22 protein-coding genes are annotated in these 16,977 nt (G+C 69.6%); 11 read left to right on the forward strand and 11 right to left on the reverse strand.

From position 1 onward, the window contains the following. Nucleotides 1-7 precede the first annotated feature (7 nt). The 7 genes from LT965_RS15420 to LT965_RS15445 form a co-directional block, all read right to left on the reverse strand. On the reverse strand, nt 8-1,516 hold the full coding sequence (locus LT965_RS15420) for a DUF7519 family protein (protein ID WP_232701748.1): 1,509 nt from the start codon (nt 1,514-1,516) through the stop codon (nt 8-10). Further along, the gene (locus LT965_RS15425; RefSeq protein WP_232701749.1) at nt 1,513-2,904 is read right to left on the reverse strand and encodes a DUF58 domain-containing protein; all 1,392 of its coding nucleotides are present in this window, start codon (nt 2,902-2,904) and stop codon (nt 1,513-1,515) included. The genes LT965_RS15420 and LT965_RS15425 overlap by 4 nt, the downstream gene beginning before the upstream one ends. Then, nucleotides 2,901-3,494: a DUF7269 family protein gene (locus tag LT965_RS15430; RefSeq protein WP_232701750.1), complete on the reverse strand. Its 594-nt coding sequence runs from the start codon at nt 3,492-3,494 to the stop codon at nt 2,901-2,903. The genes LT965_RS15425 and LT965_RS15430 overlap by 4 nt, the downstream gene beginning before the upstream one ends. Further along, complete coding sequence (locus tag LT965_RS15435; RefSeq protein WP_232701751.1) at nt 3,491-6,058, reverse strand: transglutaminase domain-containing protein; 2,568 nt, start codon at nt 6,056-6,058, stop codon at nt 3,491-3,493. Before LT965_RS15435 ends, LT965_RS15430 begins: the two co-directional genes overlap by 4 nt. A 67-nt stretch (nt 6,059-6,125) precedes the next feature. Next, nucleotides 6,126-6,335, reverse strand: coding sequence for a hypothetical protein (locus LT965_RS15440; RefSeq protein WP_232701752.1), 210 nt, complete (start codon nt 6,333-6,335; stop codon nt 6,126-6,128). Nucleotides 6,336-6,378: 43 nt separating this feature from the next. Then, nucleotides 6,379-6,534, reverse strand: a complete 156-nt coding sequence (locus LT965_RS16735) for a hypothetical protein (protein ID WP_432419299.1) — start codon at nt 6,532-6,534, stop codon at nt 6,379-6,381. Further along, on the reverse strand, nt 6,531-6,863 hold the full coding sequence (locus tag LT965_RS15445) for a DUF7344 domain-containing protein (RefSeq protein WP_232701753.1): 333 nt from the start codon (nt 6,861-6,863) through the stop codon (nt 6,531-6,533). The genes LT965_RS16735 and LT965_RS15445 overlap by 4 nt, the downstream gene beginning before the upstream one ends. A 202-nt stretch (nt 6,864-7,065) precedes the next feature. Here LT965_RS15445 and msrA point away from each other — a divergent pair, with 202 nt between their 5' ends. Further along, on the forward strand, nt 7,066-7,599 hold the full coding sequence (gene msrA / locus LT965_RS15450) for a peptide-methionine (S)-S-oxide reductase MsrA (protein ID WP_232701754.1): 534 nt from the start codon (nt 7,066-7,068) through the stop codon (nt 7,597-7,599). A 138-nt stretch (nt 7,600-7,737) separates the two neighbouring features. Further along, nucleotides 7,738-8,328, forward strand: coding sequence for a flagellin (locus LT965_RS15455; protein WP_232701755.1), 591 nt, complete (start codon nt 7,738-7,740; stop codon nt 8,326-8,328). A gap of 94 nt (nt 8,329-8,422) precedes the next feature. On the opposite strand, the gene LT965_RS15460 is transcribed toward LT965_RS15455, so the two are convergent. After that, a complete protein-coding gene (locus LT965_RS15460) occupies nt 8,423-10,720 on the reverse strand; it encodes a heavy metal translocating P-type ATPase (protein WP_232701756.1) in 2,298 nt (765 codons plus the stop codon). Between the two features lie 197 nt (nt 10,721-10,917). On the opposite strand from LT965_RS15460, the gene LT965_RS15465 reads away from it, so the two are divergent. The 3 genes from LT965_RS15465 (at nt 10,918) to LT965_RS15475 (ending at nt 11,992) form a co-directional block, all read left to right on the forward strand. After that, complete coding sequence (locus LT965_RS15465; protein ID WP_232701757.1) at nt 10,918-11,373, forward strand: pyridoxamine 5'-phosphate oxidase family protein; 456 nt, start codon at nt 10,918-10,920, stop codon at nt 11,371-11,373. Nucleotides 11,374-11,465: 92 nt separating this feature from the next. After that, nucleotides 11,466-11,693, forward strand: coding sequence for a DUF2249 domain-containing protein (locus LT965_RS15470; protein ID WP_232701758.1), 228 nt, complete (start codon nt 11,466-11,468; stop codon nt 11,691-11,693). Continuing rightward, on the forward strand, nt 11,690-11,992 hold the full coding sequence (locus LT965_RS15475) for a cupin domain-containing protein (protein ID WP_232701759.1): 303 nt from the start codon (nt 11,690-11,692) through the stop codon (nt 11,990-11,992). The genes LT965_RS15470 and LT965_RS15475 overlap by 4 nt, the downstream gene beginning before the upstream one ends. 1 nt (nt 11,993) lies before the next feature. Here LT965_RS15475 and LT965_RS15480 read toward each other — a convergent pair whose 3' ends face one another. Beyond that, complete coding sequence (locus LT965_RS15480; protein WP_232701760.1) at nt 11,994-12,272, reverse strand: DUF2249 domain-containing protein; 279 nt, start codon at nt 12,270-12,272, stop codon at nt 11,994-11,996. Nucleotides 12,273-12,381: 109 nt separating this feature from the next. Between LT965_RS15480 and LT965_RS15485 the strand changes: the two genes are divergently transcribed. From LT965_RS15485 to LT965_RS15495, 3 genes are read left to right on the forward strand one after another with little or no spacing between them, the layout of a single operon-like run. Then, nucleotides 12,382-13,035, forward strand: coding sequence for a helix-turn-helix domain-containing protein (locus LT965_RS15485; protein ID WP_232701761.1), 654 nt, complete (start codon nt 12,382-12,384; stop codon nt 13,033-13,035). Nucleotides 13,036-13,087: 52 nt separating this feature from the next. Beyond that, nucleotides 13,088-14,410 (forward strand): heme-copper oxidase family protein, encoded by a 1,323-nt coding sequence (locus LT965_RS15490; protein ID WP_232701762.1) that lies wholly within the window; start codon nt 13,088-13,090, stop codon nt 14,408-14,410. A gap of 50 nt (nt 14,411-14,460) precedes the next feature. After that, nucleotides 14,461-14,655: a hypothetical protein gene (locus LT965_RS15495; RefSeq protein WP_232701763.1), complete on the forward strand. Its 195-nt coding sequence runs from the start codon at nt 14,461-14,463 to the stop codon at nt 14,653-14,655. A gap of 15 nt (nt 14,656-14,670) precedes the next feature. On the opposite strand, the gene LT965_RS15500 is transcribed toward LT965_RS15495, so the two are convergent. Continuing rightward, nucleotides 14,671-14,976: a CGCGG family putative rSAM-modified RiPP protein gene (locus tag LT965_RS15500; RefSeq protein ID WP_232701764.1), complete on the reverse strand. Its 306-nt coding sequence runs from the start codon at nt 14,974-14,976 to the stop codon at nt 14,671-14,673. Between the two features lie 114 nt (nt 14,977-15,090). Here LT965_RS15500 and LT965_RS15505 point away from each other — a divergent pair, with 114 nt between their 5' ends. The 3 genes from LT965_RS15505 to LT965_RS15515 all read left to right on the forward strand — a co-directional run bounded on the left by LT965_RS15505 (nt 15,091) and on the right by LT965_RS15515 (nt 16,294). Then, nucleotides 15,091-15,681, forward strand: a complete 591-nt coding sequence (locus LT965_RS15505; RefSeq protein WP_232701765.1) for an NUDIX domain-containing protein — start codon at nt 15,091-15,093, stop codon at nt 15,679-15,681. Nucleotides 15,682-15,825: 144 nt separating this feature from the next. Then, nucleotides 15,826-16,011 carry a hypothetical protein gene (locus tag LT965_RS15510; protein ID WP_232701766.1) on the forward strand — a complete coding sequence of 62 codons (186 nt, stop codon included), beginning with the start codon at nt 15,826-15,828 and terminating at the stop codon, nt 16,009-16,011. A gap of 52 nt (nt 16,012-16,063) precedes the next feature. Next, a complete protein-coding gene (locus LT965_RS15515) occupies nt 16,064-16,294 on the forward strand; it encodes a DUF2249 domain-containing protein (protein ID WP_232701767.1) in 231 nt (76 codons plus the stop codon). Between the two features lie 39 nt (nt 16,295-16,333). On the opposite strand, the gene LT965_RS15520 is transcribed toward LT965_RS15515, so the two are convergent. Beyond that, entirely contained in the window at nt 16,334-16,939 is a 606-nt protein-coding gene (locus LT965_RS15520) for a helix-turn-helix domain-containing protein (protein WP_232701768.1), read from the reverse strand. Nucleotides 16,940-16,977: the final 38 nt, after the last annotated feature.

Consider the following 16,977-nt stretch of genomic DNA (forward strand, 5'->3'; position numbering starts at 1 on the left):
TCCTCTGTCAGTCCGCGAGCGCGGCGACGAGTGCCGCGAGGCCGACACCCGCGGCGACGAGGGCTGCCAGCGCCGCTGGCGTCGTCGGGACGCTGGAGCCTGCCGTGGCACCGTAGAGCGCGTTCGCGCCGTGGTAGGCCAGCACGCCGACGACGACGCTGGCCGCGACGTGGACGAGTTCGACGCGCGCCGTGGGCGCCCGACGGTCGAGTTCCGCGGCGAGACCGACGCCGTACTCGCCGGTGTCCCAGGCGACCATGCCGGCGGCGACGAGGCCGAAGACGAACCCCGGGCTGGCGTTCTGGACCCCCGCGACGGCGCCCGCGAGGACGAGTCCAGCGGCGGCGACGGCCGCGGGCGTGCCGCGCTGTGGGACCGCGCGGAGGCGACCGAGTGCGGCGAACGCGAGCAGGAGGCCCGCGAGGCCCACCAGCGGCAGGACGAGCGCGGCGAGCGCGAGCGCCGGTTCACCGAACACGCGGACGGCGTTCTCGAGCAACGGCAGCGCCTGTTCGGGGGTGGACTCTCGCGCCGCGTCGACGAGCTGGGCGGCGTACACGACGCCGACTGCGACCGCGAGCACGCCGCCGCCGACAGTGGGTGCGACCCGCCGCAGACTCTCCCGGTGGTCGCCGGTCGCGAGTCGCGCGAGTCGGAGGCCGGCGTAGGAGAGCAGCGAGACGGCGATGGTCGCGAACATGAGCGGGCGTAGCGGTTCGGCCGAGGCCAGGGTCCCGACGACAGAGACGATGGTGGACGGCACCTGGGCGACCATCGACTGGCCGGCGCCGGTGACGAGTGCGACGAAGGCCGCCACCCACGCCACCGCGAAAAGTCGCCAGATTGAGAGACAGACCACGACGAGCCACCGGGTCGTGCGCGCGACAGCGTCCCGGCGGTGCCGTGGCGCGAGTTCGACCAGCGGTGCGGCGTCCGCGGCCGCAGCCAGCGCCCGCGCTGTCACCGCGAGCAGGACGAAGAAGACGACCACGTCGATGGGGCGGCCCGTGGGCGTCACGGCGATGTCGGCGATACCGCCCGCGAGTCCGGCGATGAACCCGGTCTGAGCGTCCAGTTCGAGGAAGATGGCGCCGACCGCCGCGAGTCCGGGGAGCGCGGTGGTGGCGACGACGACAGAGAACGCGCGGCCGACTGCACCCCCGCCGACGCCGCTCGTGAACGCCGCGACCGCGCCGAAGCCAGCGGCGGCCAGCGCGAGCAGCACGAACGGGTCGAGGAGCCCGTCCAGCAGCGGGAGGTCGGACAGCGAGAGCGCCATCGCCGCGAGGACGGCGACGCCACCGACCGGCGCGAGCACGGACGCGCCGAACACCGCGAGCGGTTCCTCGCGGCTAGCCAGCCCCGTCGAGACGGCGAGCACGGCGCCGCCGACAGCGGCGACCACCGCCAGGTTCCCGTACGTGAAGCTGGCGTCGTCGACGGCGTACGCGACGACTGCAAGCACTGCGAGACCCGCGACCAGCGTCGGCCGCCGGACGGTGGTGCTCGTCGTCATCGCGACCCCCGTTCGACCGCGGCAGCGGCGCGCGAGACAGCACTCGACAGCGATTCGTCTGGCGACCAGTCGACCACCTGGGCGCCCGTCGCACGGAGCGCGTCCATTGCCAGGGTGCGGTCGGCGGCGGCGAGCGTGCGTCCGGGAGTGTCGGTCGTGGTCACGTCCGGACAGACCGCGGTGACCCGGTGGTCGTCGGCCACGAGGCGGCGGGCGAGCATCGCCGGGAACTCGTCGAGCGACGGCGAATAGACGACCACCTGCGTGCGCGGCGAGACGCGACCGGCGAACCGCTTCACGCGGGCGTCCTCGCCGTCGGCCGCGCCCGCCCAGGGTCTCCCACCGTCGGCCGTCGCGGGTTCTGTGGTGGGCGCTGGTTCGGCTTCCCCGTCGGAGCCAGCGGTCGCAGGGGTATCTTCGTCGTCGATCGGCCCCTCCCCGTCGAGGGCGGCGTCCAGTACCGAGGAGAGGCGTGCGTGGTGGGCGTCCCCGGACCCAGGCGGCACCCACGCGGGGTCGGTCGCGCCCGTCAGGGGATCGTCGAGGCCGAACACCGCGAGTCCGACCTGGTGGCCGCCGGACTCCAGTGGTTCGACGGCCTGCGCCGCGGCGTACGCCGACAGTGCGGCGCCCGAGGGCGTCCCACTGTGGGCCGACACGTCACTCGACTCGCGGGCGTCCACGGCGAGCACGACCGCCGCTGCACGCCGCTCGCGGTAGTTGACCGTGGAGAGTTCGCCCGTCTTGGCGTACCGCCGCCAGTTGATGCGGCTGACGGGGTCGCCGTGCTGGTAGTCCCGCGTGGAGTGGAACTCGATGCCGGGTCCGCCCGAGTCCGTCGGGAGCGTGCCCGCGTGGGCGGTGGTCTGGCGACGAAGCGGGATGTCCGCGACGGTCACGCGGCAGTCCAGTGTCTCGACACCCGTCGCCTCGACGTGCGCGGTCCGGGTGGCCGCCGCGCCCATCCCCCGGAGCCGGACCGTCGGCGGGTCGAACGGGAACTGTCCGCGGTCGGCGACGACGGTGTACTCGACGGTGGCCGTCTCCCCCGCGGGAACGGCGAACGCCCCCTCGCTCTGTCCCTCGACGACGCGGAGTCCGTCCGGGACACCGTCGGCAACGCGCACGTCCGGGAGGACGCTGTCGCCGACGTTCTCGACGGTCAGCGTGACCCGGACCCGGTCGCCGGGGAGCGGCGACTCCTTCGAGAGTGTCCGGGTGACCCGCAGGTTCTCGACGCTCGCTGGCGTCGAGATCGCTCCGTAGACGACGAACGCGAGCGGGATCGCGGCGGCGACGAACAGGGTTCGCTGCCCGCTGAGCGCGCCCGCGGCGGCGAGCGTCAGCGTCGCCAGGAGCGCGCCGGCGAACCGCGACTGGGTGGTCACTGCGACACCTCCGTGGCGAGGGCGTGGACCGCGTTCGCCGCGCGTTCGGCGCGACTCCTGTAGGCCCGCTCCGGGTGGAGCCACCCTCTGAGACGTTCCCGCAGTGGGAACGGCGGTGCGCGCTCGTCGCCGACGAACGCCGCCGCGACGACGTCGCTGGTCCACTCGCCGGCGGCGACGGCCTCGGCCGCGACCGTCTCGTCGACCGAGTGCCGACGAGCGTACGCGCGGACGGCGGTCACCCGCACCTTCTCTCTCACGCTCGCGCGGGCCTCCTGCGTGAGCGGCGCGTTCGCGTCCCCCGTCGCCAGTTTGAGCGCGTCGTCGACCGACTCGCCGGGGTCACCCGGTTCCGTCGCCGAGCGCTCCCTGGAGAGCGGGACGGGGCCGTCGCGAGCGTCGTTGCTGCGGCGCTGCACGAGCGCGTAGCCGACCAGCAGCGAGCCGAGAACCCCAGTCGCGAGCGTCGCGTCGAGGCCGGACACCGGGCCAGTGAGGGCGGCCGGCGCCAGGCCGACGGCGATGCCGGCTGCGACAGCGATGCTCGCTACGCCGAGCGCGCCGAGCAGTGTCTGGCGGGCGTTCGTCACTGTTCTCCCTCCTCCTCGTCGTCGCGCAGCGAGGCGAGCGCGGACCGGGCCCGGTCGAGACGCGACTCCGCCGACCGGCCGCCGTAGGCCGCGTCGCGGAACGCGTTCGTCAGTGCGTACACTGGCCCCCGCGGGAACCCCGCGCGGACCGCTCGTCGGGCGACTTCGCCGGGCGTCTTCGTCTGCCAGCGCTCGACCCCGACGAGCGTCACGAACCGCCGCCACACCGACTGCAGGTGGCCGGCCGCGGCACGGTCGCCGTCCGCACCGTTCGTCCCATTCGCTCTCCCCTCCTCGTCGGGTCGGCTCCTGGCGGCCGCGACGACGCCCGCGAGCCACGCGCCCACGTCGGGAACGGTGAGGCGTCCGGGGAGCGACGCGAGCCACGCCAGCACGCCGCGCCAGCCGTCCTCCGCGGCGTCCCGGAACTCCGCCGTCAGCTCTTCGACGGCGTCTACCACGCTCACGAGCGCCCCGACCATCGCGGACACCGCCTCCCCGACGACGCGCACGAGCGCGTCGAGCACCGAGTCGAGCGAGACGCCGGTCCGCCGGGCGGCGACCACGACGCCGCCGAGCGCGGCGAGCACCGCGAGCACGGCTACTGCGAGCGTCGGGAGGACGCCGTCGACGTACGTCTTCGCGCGGTCGCCGCCCACGGACGCCGTCACGGCGGGCACCCGGGAGAGCGGTATCTCGAACTGCACGCGACCCTCGGCGTCGGTGGTGCCGATAGTCTCGCCGTTCAACTGGACGGGGACGTCGCTGACCGCCTCGCCGCCGGACGTGACGTGTGCGGTGGCGGTCGTGGTCGGGAACGGCGCCACCAGCGACGGCGACACGGCGACCGAGAGGTCCTCGACGGGGTACGTCCTCGTCTTCGTGAGGTCGCCCCGACTGACCGTCAGTTCGACGACACCGCTGGCGTCGTCGGGTATCTCGACGGTCACGCGGCCGTCCGCGTCCGTCTGCCCCTGTTGCACCCCCGCGACGCCGACCGTGGCGTTCTCGAACTGTTTGCCCCCGAGCGTCACCAGGAGCGAGCGCTCCGCACCGGGTTCGACCTCGCCGTCGAACTGGAACCGTACGTTCGTGTTCACGTCGAACTCCTGTGTCGTGCCGTTCGAGCCGTCGCCGTCGTCCTGCTGTGCGAACGCCGCCGTTCCGAGTCCACCGGCGTAGCTGCTGCCGGACTCGGCTCCGCTCGGCTCGGTCGTGTCGTTCTCCCTGGGTTCGACCGTGACCTCCAGCGTCTCAGCGTACGGGACCGTGAACGTCACCTCGCCGTCCGCGTCCGTGTAGCCGACGCGGTCGCCGTTGACGGACACCGCGACGTTGTACGCCGGGACGCCGGCGGTAGTGACCGAGGCGGTCACCGTCTCGCCCGGGATCGCGGACTGGTTCAACTGCACGCGGAAGGACGGCGAGTTCTCCCCGAGGCGCTCGTCTGCGGCCTGCCGGGGCGCACTCGGCGTCGGGTCGAAACGGACCCAGCCCAGTTGCTCGAAGTACACTTCCACCCACGCGTGGGCGTCCGCACCGCGAACGAGGTAGCGGTCCTCGCCGACGCGCTCGCCGGGCGCGTAGCCGGCGACGTAGCGCGCGGGGACGTCCTGAGAGCGCAGCATGACCACCATCGCGGTGGCGTAGTACTCGCAGTACCCCTGCTCCTGCTCGAAGAGGAACTGGTCGGCGATCTGGTCGCCCGGCTCGGGGACGTCGCTCAGCGAGTAGTTCTTCTCGTTCTCCAGGTACGTCTCGACGGTTCTCGCGGCCTCGTACCGGTTGTCGGCGTCGCCGACGAGGCGTTCGGAGAGCTGTTCGACCCGGTCGGTCGTCTCGACGGTCGTGTACTTCGTGGAGGCGATGCTCCCCCGGACGCGGATGTCCCGCAGGTCGCTCTCGTCGCTCACCGGGTCGAGGGTCTCCACGCTGTACTCCTCGCCGGCGTCGAGTCCCGGGCGAGCACGAACGCCGCCCGTGTCCGTCTGTGAGAACTCCTGCCCACAGGATTCGGCGCCGGTACAGGTGTACTCGAGGTCGAAGGGGCGCCACGGCGACGGGAGCGCCGTCGCGGCCTGGCGCAGCGTGACCGTGTGTCGGGACTCCGACCGTCGCTCGACCGACGGTGAGGCCTCGATCCGATTGACGCTGTCGCGCTCCCACCCCGACCCAGTGTACGCCACGTACGCGCCGGTCCGCCAGTACTGTGGCTCGTCGGTTTCGGCGACGAAGTGGGGCGTCGCGGCCTGGGTTCGCTGGGACTGCGATATCGGCCCGCCGACGCTCGTCGAGTCGCCCAGCGAGAGGGCGCCGAACACACCGCTGCTCCCCTCGACGTCGAGTTCGGCCTGGTTCTGCTCGAAGGCGTCCCGGAGCCCGTCGAACTGGCGGAGGAACTCGGGCGCGTCGCTCGGCGCCTGCGGGGAGTCCAGACCCCCGAGCGGTGTCTGTCCGGCGAGGACGGGGGCGGCCGTAGAGGCGGCGACGAGCCCGAGAACCGCGACGACTGCGAGGAGAGCACGGCGGCTGTCGGGCCCGTCGGACGCGGCGTCGTCACTCATCGTCTTTCGTTTGGCCGCGGCGACACGTATATGATTCGGACGCTACAGTCGCCGCTGAACCCCACGCTCAGTCGAACTCGCGGAGCCCGACTGCGACGAGGAGGGCCTGGACGAGTACGACGAGCGTGAGCGCGACGGCGAGCACGAGGGTCGGTGCGGCCAGTAGCCGGGCGACGCGGTAGGGGAGGACGAGCCTGCTGAACCCCAGGATGACGAAGCTGACCAGCACGAGCGTGAGTGCCGTCAGCGAACGGACGACGAACTGGTGCCGGCGCACGCCCGTACTCGGTGGGCCCGGGGCTTAGCGGTTTCCGTCCTCGCTACGCGTCGGCGTCCAGTCGCTCGTATCGCTCTTCGTAGCGGGCCTGGCACGACGCACAGCAGAAGCGGTGTCGTTCCCCGCCCACCCTGGGGAACTCGTCTCGGCCGTCGAGGACGCCGGTTACGAGGCCGAGGCGTAGAGACCGCCCAGTCACCCTCGTTCTTCGAGGAAGTCCAGGAGCGCCTCGAGGCGCTCGTTCGGGTGGTAGCGGACGCAGTGGCGGTCCTCCTCGTACTCGATGACGCCGGCAGCCGCGAGTTTCGGGAGGTGGCGGTGGTGGAGTCGCGTCCGAACCGTCTCGTGGCCGGTCGGGTGTTCTCCGACTGTCGGCCCCGTCTCCGCACAGACGGTGCTCACTAGCTCCTCGACCTGGACCCTGGACTCGCCCTCCTCGATGAGCTGCGAGAGGACGATTCGCCGGGTCTGGTCCGCGGCGATCTCGAGCAGTTCGTCCGTCGACAGTGACCGGCTGTGGTTCTCCATTGGTGGATTTGGGGCCGAGTCGTGACGCTGATTTATACGAACACTAGTACTAACGAAGCCCTGACTGAAAGGTACTGTGCTACTCAGACCCACGGGGTCTGGTAACCGCTACGTTCCGGAGTCGATGTCGTGCCGCGGAGGCGCTCTTGGAGACCGTTCCCCTCCCGGTGCCGTTAACCGGTCCGGTCGCTTATGCCCGGCTATGACGACGAACACGGCGACGTTCGGCGGTGGATGTTTCTGGTGCGTCGAGGCCGCGTTCGAGGAACTCACCGGCGTCACGGACGTGACCTCCGGCTACGCAGGCGGGGACGTCGCGGACCCGTCCTACCGCGAGGTCTGCAACGGCACGACGGGCCACGCGGAGGTGGTGCAGGTGACCTACGACAGTGACGTACTCGACTACGAGGACCTCCTCGAGGTGTTCTTCACCGTCCACGACCCGACCACGTTGAACCAGGAAGGCCCGGACGTCGGCTCCCAGTACCGTTCGATCGTGCTCTACCATGACGACGACCAGCGCGAACGGGTGGCGGCGTTCGTCGACGAACTCGAATCCAGGGGCGCCTTCGACGACGACGTGGTCACCGAGATCGAACCGCTGGAGGAGTTCTACCGCGCCGAGGAGAACCACCAGAACTACTTCGAGAAGCACCCGAACCAGGCGTACTGCACGGTGAACGTCGCGCCGAAGGTATCGAAGGTCCGCGAGCAGTTCGCCGACAAGGTCCAGTAGCAGTGATCACCGGGGTGGACCCCCTCGTCGACGAGCGGACTGTTCACTCGACTGAAGGGTTCGCCGTCGTGCGATTATCACGTCTGATGACTGCGCTCAACGTTTATATACACCCGTGGGCCAAGAGCGAGTCGCGTAATGTTCGAGTTCATCACCGACGAAGACGAGCGCGGTCAGGTGGGTATCGGGACACTCATCGTGTTCATCGCGATGGTCCTGGTCGCCGCGATCGCCGCTGGCGTCCTCATCAACACCGCAGGCTTCCTGCAGACCAAGAGCGAAGCCACTGGTGAGGAGGCATCTGCTCAGGTCTCCAATCGCGTCACCGTGGTCTCGGCCTACGGTAACGTCACGGAGAGCGAAAACATCGACTACGTGAACGTCACGGTCATGCGTGCGGCGGGCGCCGAGAACATCAACCTCTCGGAGGCCACCGTCCAGTGGATCGGCCCGGACGAGGCGAAGACCCTCACGTACAACCAGACCCTCGACGCCAGTTCCGAGGCGGGGAACTTCACCACCGAGGCGGTGAAGGGCGACGAGGAGAAAGTGCTGATCAGCCAGGACACCCGCATCAACATCGTCATGGACTCGTCGGCGATCGACGGTGACGCACTCGCCGAGGGCGAGCAGGCGCAGCTGACGATCACGACGCAGTTCGGTTCCCAGACCGAGTACTGGGTCAGCGTGCCAGAGTCGCTGGCCAACAAGAACGTCGTCAAGCTGTAGTCGGCGACGTCACTGCGGCTATCCTACATCCTGCTGCTCTTCTATCCAACGTCTGAGTGGCGACCAGAAGTGTCGACAGCGGACTCTCGCCCGGTCAGTCTCCGGACGCCTCTAGCTCCGGGGTCACCCGGGAGAGCCGCATCGCGTTGCCGGTGACGGCAGTGGTCATCCCCGCGTCGCCGACCAGAACCGCGACCCAAATCGGGACGAGACCGAGCGGGACGCCCGCGGCGAGGACGGCCTTCGCGCCCAGACTGGTCCAGACGTTCTGCCGGATGACGCGGTTCGCCCGCCCCGAGAGGTCGTAGAGGTAGGGCAGTCGCGTGAGGTCGTCGCCCATCAACGCGATGTCGGCGGTCTCCAGGGCCGTGTCCGTCCCCGCCGCACCCATCGCCACACCGACCGTCGCGGTGGCGAGCGCGGGCGCGTCGTTGACTCCGTCGCCGACCATCGCCACCGCCTCGAACTCCGCCGTGAGCTGTTCGACCGCTTCGACCTTCTCCTCGGGCAGCAGTTCCGCGCGGAACTCGTCGACGCCCACCGCCTCCGCGATGGCCCGCGCCGTACGCTCGTTGTCGCCGGTGAGCATCACGGTGCGCTCGACGCCGAGGTCCCGCAGGCGCTGGACGGACGCCGCGGCCTCCGGACGGACTTCGTCGGCGACCGCGACGACACCCTCCAGTTCGTCCTCGGTGCCGACGAGGACGACGGTCTTGCCCTCGGACTGCAGGCGCGGCACGAGGTCCTCGAGCAGGTCGAGACAGCCGTTGCGGTCGCAGAGGTTCCGGCTCTTCGCAGTGACGACGCCGCCGTCGGTCGCCGCGTGGACGTGCGAGAGGTCGAAACCGAGTTCCTCGAAGAGTCCCGGTTTCCCCGCGTAGTGCGTCCGACCTCCGAGGTCCGCGGTGACACCTTTCCCGGTGATGCTCTCGAACGCCGCGACCTCGCGAGCCTCGACGTCGTGCCCCTCGGCCGCCTCGACGATGGCGTCGCCGATGGGGTGTTCGCTGCGGATCTCGAGTCCTCGTGCGCACCGCAGAACCTCCTCCTCGGTGTGGCCGTTCAGCGGGACCACGTCGGTGACGGCGAGTTCGCCCTTCGTTAGCGTGCCCGTCTTGTCGAGCGCGACCGCTTCGACGGCGCCCATCGCCTCGAGGTGGTTGCCACCTTTCACGAGCACGCCGTTCTTCGCCGCGCTCGTGATACCCGAGACGACCGAGACCGGCGTCGAGATGACGAACGCACACGGGCAGGCGAGCACGAACAGCGTGAGTCCGCGGAGAATCCACGTCGCCCACGCGCCACCCAGCAGGAGCGGTGGGACGACCCCGACGAGGATGCCCGCACCGACGACCACTGGCGTGTAGTACGAGGAGAACCGCTCGACGAACTGCTCGCGTTCGGTCCTGTTCGACTGCGCGTCCTCGACCAGTTCGACGATGCGGGCGAGCGTGTTGTCCGCCGACTCGGCGGTCACCTCGACCTCCAGGTACCCCTCCTCGTTGATGGTGCCCGCGTACACCTCGTCGCCCGAAATCTTGTCGACGGGGACGCTCTCTCCGGTGATCGGCGCTTGGTTGACCGCGCTCTCGCCGCCGACGACGACGCCGTCCATTGGGATCTTCTCGCCTGGGCGGACGACCACGCTGTCGCCTACGCGGACCGCCTCGACGGGCATTGTGACCTCCTCACCGTCGCGCCGGACGGTCGCCTCGTCCGGGGACAGTTCCATCAGCTCCTCCAGAGAGTTGCGCGCGCGGTCCATCGAGTACCGCTCCAGCAGTTCGGAGACGCTGAAGAGGAACGCGAGCGTCGCCGCCTCGAAGTAGAGGCGTTCGCCGAACGCCAGGCTGGCGGCGATGGCGCCGAGGATGGCGACGCTCATCAGGAGGTCGATGTCGAGGCTGACGTTGCGCAGCGAGTAGTAGCCGTTCCGCACGATGGCCTGGCCACCGACGACGATGCCCGCGAGGAAGAGCGCGTCGGAGACGAGCAGTTCGGTGCCGAGCACCTCCGCGATACCGACGTTGCTCCCGGTCAGCAGGAACTCGAGGAGGAAGCCGAGGGCCACGAAGACGCCGCTGGTCCACGTCTTCAGCGCGCGAGAACTCTTCCAGACGGAGGTGGCTGCCTCGTCGGCGTCGGCTCCCGGCCGGTCGGTCACCTCGTACCCTGCGGCCTCGACGGCCGCCACGAGGGCGTCCTCGTCCGTGCGCTCCGGGTCGTAGGTGACCGTGAGCTTACCGGTGGTAATCTGGGTGTCGACGTCCTCGATACCGTCGAGTCCCTGCACGCTGTTCTCGACTTTGCCCGCACAGGAGGGGCAGTCCATGTCCGGGACGGAGAACGCCACCACTGTCGCGTCGTCGCGGGTGGCGTCAGGTTGGGTCATTGGATGAACCTAACCGCCACGGGGTTATTAATTCGGCTGTTAGCCGAGCCGTTCAGAGTAGGTGTCATTGATAAAGCACCGAGAGCGAGTTGTTAAACCACTCGTGGGAACCGCGGGAGCGGCGGCTCGTGAGTTCCCAGGTCTCTGGAAGCGGCCGCCCGTTGATAGCCCAGAGAGTCGAAGCAGTACTGCCGAACATGTCCGATCTACGCTCGTCCGACACGACTCCCGGCGTCGAGATGACCGACGCCGCTGTCGCGACGTTCCTCGAGAACGCTGGTGACGGTGTCCTCACGCTCCACACCGACGCGCCCTACTCCTTCCCCGTCTCCGTCGCCTACGACACCGTCGGCGACCGGTGTCTCTTCCAGTTCTTGTCGACGCCCGGCAGCGCGAAGCGACGTCACCTCGCCGGTGGCGTTGGAGCGACGTTCGTCGCCTACGAGTGGACCGACCCCGACGACTGGTGCAGCGTCGTCGTCGAGGGAGAACTCGTCGACGTCCCGGACGGCGACGACACCGCAGTCGAGGTGTACGCCGAGCAGGCCACGCCGGTCGGCCTGGCGATCTTCGACGCACTGGCGGCAGACCTCACCAGTCGGTGGTCCCGGCTTCGGCCCGACGCGTGGTCCGGTCGCCAGAGCCCGATTTGAGCGCGCGCAGCGGACGGACGACCCCTCCCGCGAGTGGAACCGAACGTGTTCGGGGAAAGGCGGGATACGTGGGCACGTCTACTCCGAGTCGTATGCCGACACTCGACGTCCGCGACGTGCCGCCGAAGGACCGCCACCCGCAGATCAAGACGACGTTCCACGACATGGAGAGCGGCGAAGTGATGGAGATCATCAACGACCACGACCCGAAGCCGCTGTTCTACGAGATGCAGGCAGAGGAGGACGACTTCGACGCGGAGGGGTACGACGTCGAACAGCGAGGCCCGGAGGAGTTCGTCGCCAAGTTCCCGAAGGAATGAGTGACGTCGTCGACCTCGGCGCGTTAACAGAGTCGCCGCACGCCCACGTCTTCCCCGGGAGAGAACCGCACACGGTGCGCCTCTCCCTGGACGCGGGCGACTCAGTTCCCGCCCACCAGCACCCGGAGCGACAGGTCGTCTGTCACGTGCTGGAGGGGGAACTCGACCTCTCGCTGGGCGAGGAGACGGTGTCCGTGACCGCGGGCGAGGTCGCCCGCTTCGACGGTGCGCAGGACATCTCCCCGCACGCCGTCGAGGACAGCACCGCGTTGCTGGTGCTGGCGAGGCGGACGGACTGAGTCAGGGTATCGGCCGCCAGATGGCAGTGACGACGTCGTTCTCGCGTTCCACGGAGGCGAACTCGTAGCCGCGGTCGTCCAGTTTCGGGTAGAGGTGCTGGGGCGCGCGGTCGTTGACCTGCACGAGCACTGTCTCCTCGGGGAGGTCCGGGAGCAACTCGAGAGTCCTGACCAGCGGGTTCGGCGGCCCGAGGTCCCGGACGTCGAGGAGTTCGTGGTCGCGGTCCAGTGGTGCGCCGGTCCCGTCGAAGTGGGTCTCCCAGTCGGTGGTCGCGGCCATAGGGCTACGTAGGGCGGGAGAGGACTGACCGGTTCCCCCGAACGCGTTCGAGCGAACATGTTCGGGAAGCATTCATGGGGCTCCGGTGGGTACGTCCGAACATCTTCGCATGGCCCGCGCCCAACTCACCATCGACCTGCCCGACTCGGTCTGGATCTCGCAGATCTCCGCCGCCCACCCGGACACGCTGTTCCGCGTGCTCGCGGCGTTCTCCCACGAGAACGAGGGCGTCGCGCTCCTCGAACTGAGCGGCCCGGACGTCGTCGAGGTGCTCCAGGCGATGCAGGCCGAGGAGTCCGTCCTCAGCCTCGAACCGCTCGAACGCGACGACGACTCCGTGCTCGTCCAGTTCGAGACCGACGAACCACTGCTGCTGTTCACGCTCCGGGAGGCCGGCCTCCCACTCGAACCGCCGCTGGAGTTGACCGGCGGGAAGGCCAGCCTCGAGGTGGTCGCCCCGCACGCGAAGCTCTCGGCGCTGCGGGAACAGCTCGACGCCTTCGGCATGGAGTTCGACGTCGGCTACCTCTACGAGTCCGGGGACTCCGAGCGACTGCTGACGCCGCGCCAGCAGGAACTGCTCGTCGCCGCCATCGAGGCCGGCTACTACGACACCCCGCGGGAGTGCACGCTCACCGAACTCGCGGAGGAAGTGGACACGGCCAAGTCGACGCTCAGCGAGACGCTCCACCGCGCCGAGGAGACGGCCATCAAGCAGTTCGCCACCAACCTCCCGCAGTTCGCCGACGAGACCCTCGCCTGAGGCGAACACGTTCGGCGGAACCGACAGCCGCGGGGCCGCCCTCGGTTCCACTATGAGCGCCGTCCCCGGCGGACTCTCAACCGACCAGCAGCCCCCGATGACGGTGCCACTGCGCTACTTCCTCGTCGGCTTCGCCTTCCTCCTCGCGGGCGGTGGCGTCGGCCTCGCTGGCCTGCTGGACAGCGCGCCGGGCCTCGCTGCGCTCGCACACGTCCACCTCCTCCTCGTCGGCTGGGTCTGTCTCACCATCATGGGCGCGATGACCCAGTTCGTCCCCGTCTGGTCGAACGTCCCGCTGCACTCCCGGCGGCTCGCAAACGTCACCCTCGCGCTCGTCACCGTCGGCGTCGCCGGTCTGGCGTGGTCGTTCCTCGCCGCCCGGCCACACTGGATCCACGGCTTCGGTGGCATCCTCCTGACCGGCATCTGGACGTTCGCGTACAACCTCGGGCGGACGCTCGCGCGGGTCGAGCGGTTCGACGCCACCGAGGCCCACTTCGCGTTCGCGCTCGGCAGTTTCGCCGTCGTCGGGACGCTGGGCTTCCTGCTCGCGCTCGACTTCACGATGCCAGTCTTCCCGGCAGCAGGCGTCACGCGTCCGCAGGTCGTCGGCGCACACGCCACGCTCGCGGTGTTCGGCGCCGTCCTCGCCACCGTGTTCGGCGCCCTCTACCAGCTCGCGACGATGTTCACGCAGACGGAGCTCCACGGAGTAGACGGCCACCTCGCGCGAGTCGAGTACACCTACCCCGCCGGAGTCGTCGCACTGGCGACCGGGCGGCTGCTCGCGGTCCGGTGGCTCGCGCTCGTCGGCGCCGCGCTGGTCGTCGCTGGCGTGGTCGCGTTCGCGGTCGTTCTCGCGCGGAAGCTCGCGGAGACGCAGGTCGAACGCACGCCGATGCTCACGCGGTACGCCGTCGTCGCCGTCGCTCTCGTCGCCTGGAGCGTCTCTACAGCGACCGCCTGGGTGCGCGACCCTCTCTCGCGGGCGACCCTGTTCGGCCCCGAGGTCGGGGTGCACCTGCTGTTCGTCGGTGTCGTCGGCTTCGTCGTGGCGGGGTCGCTGTATCACGTCGTCCCGTTCGTCGTGTGGGTCCACCAGTACAGCGACCGCCTCGGCTTCGAGCCCGTGCCGATGATCGACGACCTCTACGACGACAGGCTGGCGGCCGTCGACTGGACGCTGCTCGTCGTCGGCGCACTCGCACTGGTACTCTCGCGAGCGGGCGTGCTCCCGGAGGTGGTCGCAGTAGTCGGGGGCGTCCTCCTGCTCGTCGGGTTCGTCTTGTTCGCGGCGAACCTCCTCGGCGTCGTCTGGCGACACGGTCGCGTCCGCTCAGGGTGGCTCGGCGGTCGACCCGAGGACGCCGACTGACGGGGCAACCGTTTTGGTCGCGAGTGGCAAACGTTCACACGGGACCGACAATGGCTGAACACCGCCGATACTACCAGTACCAGTGCGAGGACTGCGGGTTCCGAACGCGCTCTCCCGACCGGGCGGAGGCCATCGACGTCGTCCAGCGACACGAGCGCGAGCAACACGACGCGGACCGCGACGAGGACGCCATCACGTCGGAGCTGCGAGAGCTCGAACTGGAGGGGCTGCCGGAGAACTCCTGACGGGCGGCGTCGCCGCTACTCGACGTGGACTCGCGTGACGTGACCGCCACAGCCACACTGCTCGACGTACTCCCAGTCGACGCCGTCGTCGAGGGCGTCCGCGAGCGCGCCGAAGAGGTACGTCTCCGGGTGGCCGTGGTCGCCGTGGGTGACGAGGTTGACGTGGTAGCCCGGGGCGGTGTGTTCGACCGCGTCGACGGCCTCCTCGACGACGAGGGCCGGGTCCTCGGCGTGGCGGGGCTTCTCGAGGTTCGCGGACCAGGAGTTCTCGTGGACGCCGTCGGTCACGCTCTCGACGTCGTCGTGGGATACTGATGTCATGGTGGTTCGTAGGTCAGCTACCAGGGAGTAGAGCGTGCCGAACACGTTCGGGCGAGAACTGTCACGAACGATTCGACGGCAGAACTAAATGCTGGCGTGTTGTCAGGTGTGCCGATGACTGTCGAGGACTGGCCCCGGGTCCGCGCGCAGGTCGCCGAACGGACGGATCGCGTTCTCGCCGACCTGCGGGCCGACTGGGGGACGACACGGACCGTCGACACCCTCGAGTTCGGGCCGCGCTCGTTCGACCCCGACGAACCGCCGGCGACCGTCGAGGACCAACTGGAGCGTATCGGCGGCATCGCGTCCGTGATCGTGTTCTACACGGCCACCCGCGAGGAGACGGTGCTCGTCTACAACCCCGGCGGCTTCTGGGAACCGCCGGGCGGCGTCGTCGAACGCGACCAGACGCCGGCAGACGCGGCGCGCGCCGAGGCTCGCGAGGAGACAGGACTCGACGTCGAACTCACGGACCTGCTGTACACCGGCCGCATCGAGTTCCAGTACGCGAACGGCGCGAGCGTCCCGCTCCCCCTCGCACAGTTCGTCGGTCACCGCGTCGACGGCTCCCTCGAGATCGAGCGCGAGGGCTCGGACCACCCCGGCGTGACCCGGGCGACGGGGCTGTTCGACGCGGCGACGTTGCCCGAGGACGCCCGAGAGCACGACGAGATTCGGCGATTGCTCGCGGACACTACGGACTGACGGCCTGGCATCGGCCACCCGAACGTGTCCGGGTCGATAGCCGCCCGCCGAGAATCGCGAACCCGGAGAGATTCGACCCGGACCCCGCGTAGCGCGAACGTGTTCGGGGTCACACACTCCGGCCGGCCGCTCTTCTCGCTGGGTGTGACTAGTTCGACCCACTCCGTACTCACCCAGGTGCTCGTGGCGCGACGCCTCGAACTCGCCCTCGTCGCGCTCGCCGCCACCCTGGCGTTCGTCCTCGACGGCCCGGGCGCAGTCGCCATCGCGGCCGTCGTCGGGTTCTTTGTCGCGAAGTCCGTCGACAGTCTCCGCCGTACCCTCGCGTAGCTGAACATCTTCGGGGCAACCGCCTCACGCCCGCCCCGAGTACGTGCAGTCGATGCCCGCCGACTACGACGTGCGCCTCGACGCGCGGGAGATCGACGGCGAACCGTTCAGCGACATCGTCGCCGAGCTGGAGACGCTCGGAGATCGAGAGACGCTGCTGCTGGTGAACAGCTTCGAGCCGGAACCCCTCTACAGCGTACTGGCGGACCGAGGCTTCGAACACGATACGGAGCGGGCCGGTGACGACGAGTGGCGTGTCTACATCACGACGGCGGCCGAGTAGACGGACGGAGCGAACTCGGCCCGGTGGTCGACACGTCGGTCAGCGCCGACCGACCAGGAACTGCTCGACGATGCGAGCCGTCCCACGGCGAACCGTCTCGCTCGCGGTCGACTTGTCCACGTCGAGCGAGTCCGCCAGCTCTGCGAGGGTACAGTCCCTGGGCACCTCGAAGTACCCCTCCCGGAGTGCCGCGGCGACGCACTCTCGCTGCCGCTCGGTCAACAGTGCGTCCCCCTCCTCCACCTGGACGACCGTGAGGAGCTCGTACTGACGGTCGCTGGCGTCGAGCGCGTCGCCGAACGCCTCGAACTGGTCTCTCGTCGCGGTCACGTCGAACTCCATCTCCCCGTCCTCGACGACCAGCGGGAACTCCGGCGGCAGCGACGACTCCCGGAGGAACTCGTACAGTCCCTGCTCGCCGACCTCGTACTGGCTGATAGCACGGTGAGCGTCCGAGTGCAGACGTTCGAGCGTCCGGACGTCGGGGTGGTCCTCGATTGCGGTGGTGACCTCGTCGGGGTCGGCGGCCAGCACCTCGCCGAGTTCCAGCGAGCGGTCGCCCTTTGGGACGCCCGTGAGGAGTCGGAACGTCGCGTCCGAGAACGACGTCGAGAGCTCCGCGACCCAGACGTCCGCGGGCAGCACCACCCGGAACCGGGCGCGAATCAGCGTCCCTCCCCCCG

This window comes from Halobacterium wangiae (genome assembly GCF_021249345.1).
In the GTDB taxonomy this organism is placed as follows: domain Archaea; phylum Halobacteriota; class Halobacteria; order Halobacteriales; family Halobacteriaceae; genus Halobacterium; species Halobacterium wangiae.

Excerpts from the sequence above, each read along its gene's own strand:
- LT965_RS15420 (WP_232701748.1), bottom strand. The coding sequence starts at position 1,516 with ATGACGACGAGCACCACCGTCCGGCGGCCGACGCTGGTCGCGGGTCTC.
- LT965_RS15435 (WP_232701751.1), bottom strand. The coding sequence starts at position 6,058 with ATGAGTGACGACGCCGCGTCCGACGGGCCCGACAGCCGCCGTGCTCTC.
- LT965_RS15445 (WP_232701753.1), bottom strand. The coding sequence starts at position 6,863 with ATGGAGAACCACAGCCGGTCACTGTCGACGGACGAACTGCTCGAGATC.
- msrA (WP_232701754.1), top strand. The coding sequence starts at position 7,066 with ATGACGACGAACACGGCGACGTTCGGCGGTGGATGTTTCTGGTGCGTC.
- LT965_RS15455 (WP_232701755.1), top strand. The coding sequence starts at position 7,738 with ATGTTCGAGTTCATCACCGACGAAGACGAGCGCGGTCAGGTGGGTATC.
- LT965_RS15460 (WP_232701756.1), bottom strand. The coding sequence starts at position 10,720 with ATGACCCAACCTGACGCCACCCGCGACGACGCGACAGTGGTGGCGTTC.
- LT965_RS15465 (WP_232701757.1), top strand. The coding sequence starts at position 10,918 with ATGTCCGATCTACGCTCGTCCGACACGACTCCCGGCGTCGAGATGACC.
- LT965_RS15470 (WP_232701758.1), top strand. The coding sequence starts at position 11,466 with ATGCCGACACTCGACGTCCGCGACGTGCCGCCGAAGGACCGCCACCCG.
- LT965_RS15475 (WP_232701759.1), top strand. The coding sequence starts at position 11,690 with ATGAGTGACGTCGTCGACCTCGGCGCGTTAACAGAGTCGCCGCACGCC.
- LT965_RS15480 (WP_232701760.1), bottom strand. The coding sequence starts at position 12,272 with ATGGCCGCGACCACCGACTGGGAGACCCACTTCGACGGGACCGGCGCA.
- LT965_RS15485 (WP_232701761.1), top strand. The coding sequence starts at position 12,382 with ATGGCCCGCGCCCAACTCACCATCGACCTGCCCGACTCGGTCTGGATC.
- LT965_RS15490 (WP_232701762.1), top strand. The coding sequence starts at position 13,088 with ATGAGCGCCGTCCCCGGCGGACTCTCAACCGACCAGCAGCCCCCGATG.
- LT965_RS15495 (WP_232701763.1), top strand. The coding sequence starts at position 14,461 with ATGGCTGAACACCGCCGATACTACCAGTACCAGTGCGAGGACTGCGGG.
- LT965_RS15500 (WP_232701764.1), bottom strand. The coding sequence starts at position 14,976 with ATGACATCAGTATCCCACGACGACGTCGAGAGCGTGACCGACGGCGTC.
- LT965_RS15505 (WP_232701765.1), top strand. The coding sequence starts at position 15,091 with ATGACTGTCGAGGACTGGCCCCGGGTCCGCGCGCAGGTCGCCGAACGG.
- LT965_RS15515 (WP_232701767.1), top strand. The coding sequence starts at position 16,064 with ATGCCCGCCGACTACGACGTGCGCCTCGACGCGCGGGAGATCGACGGC.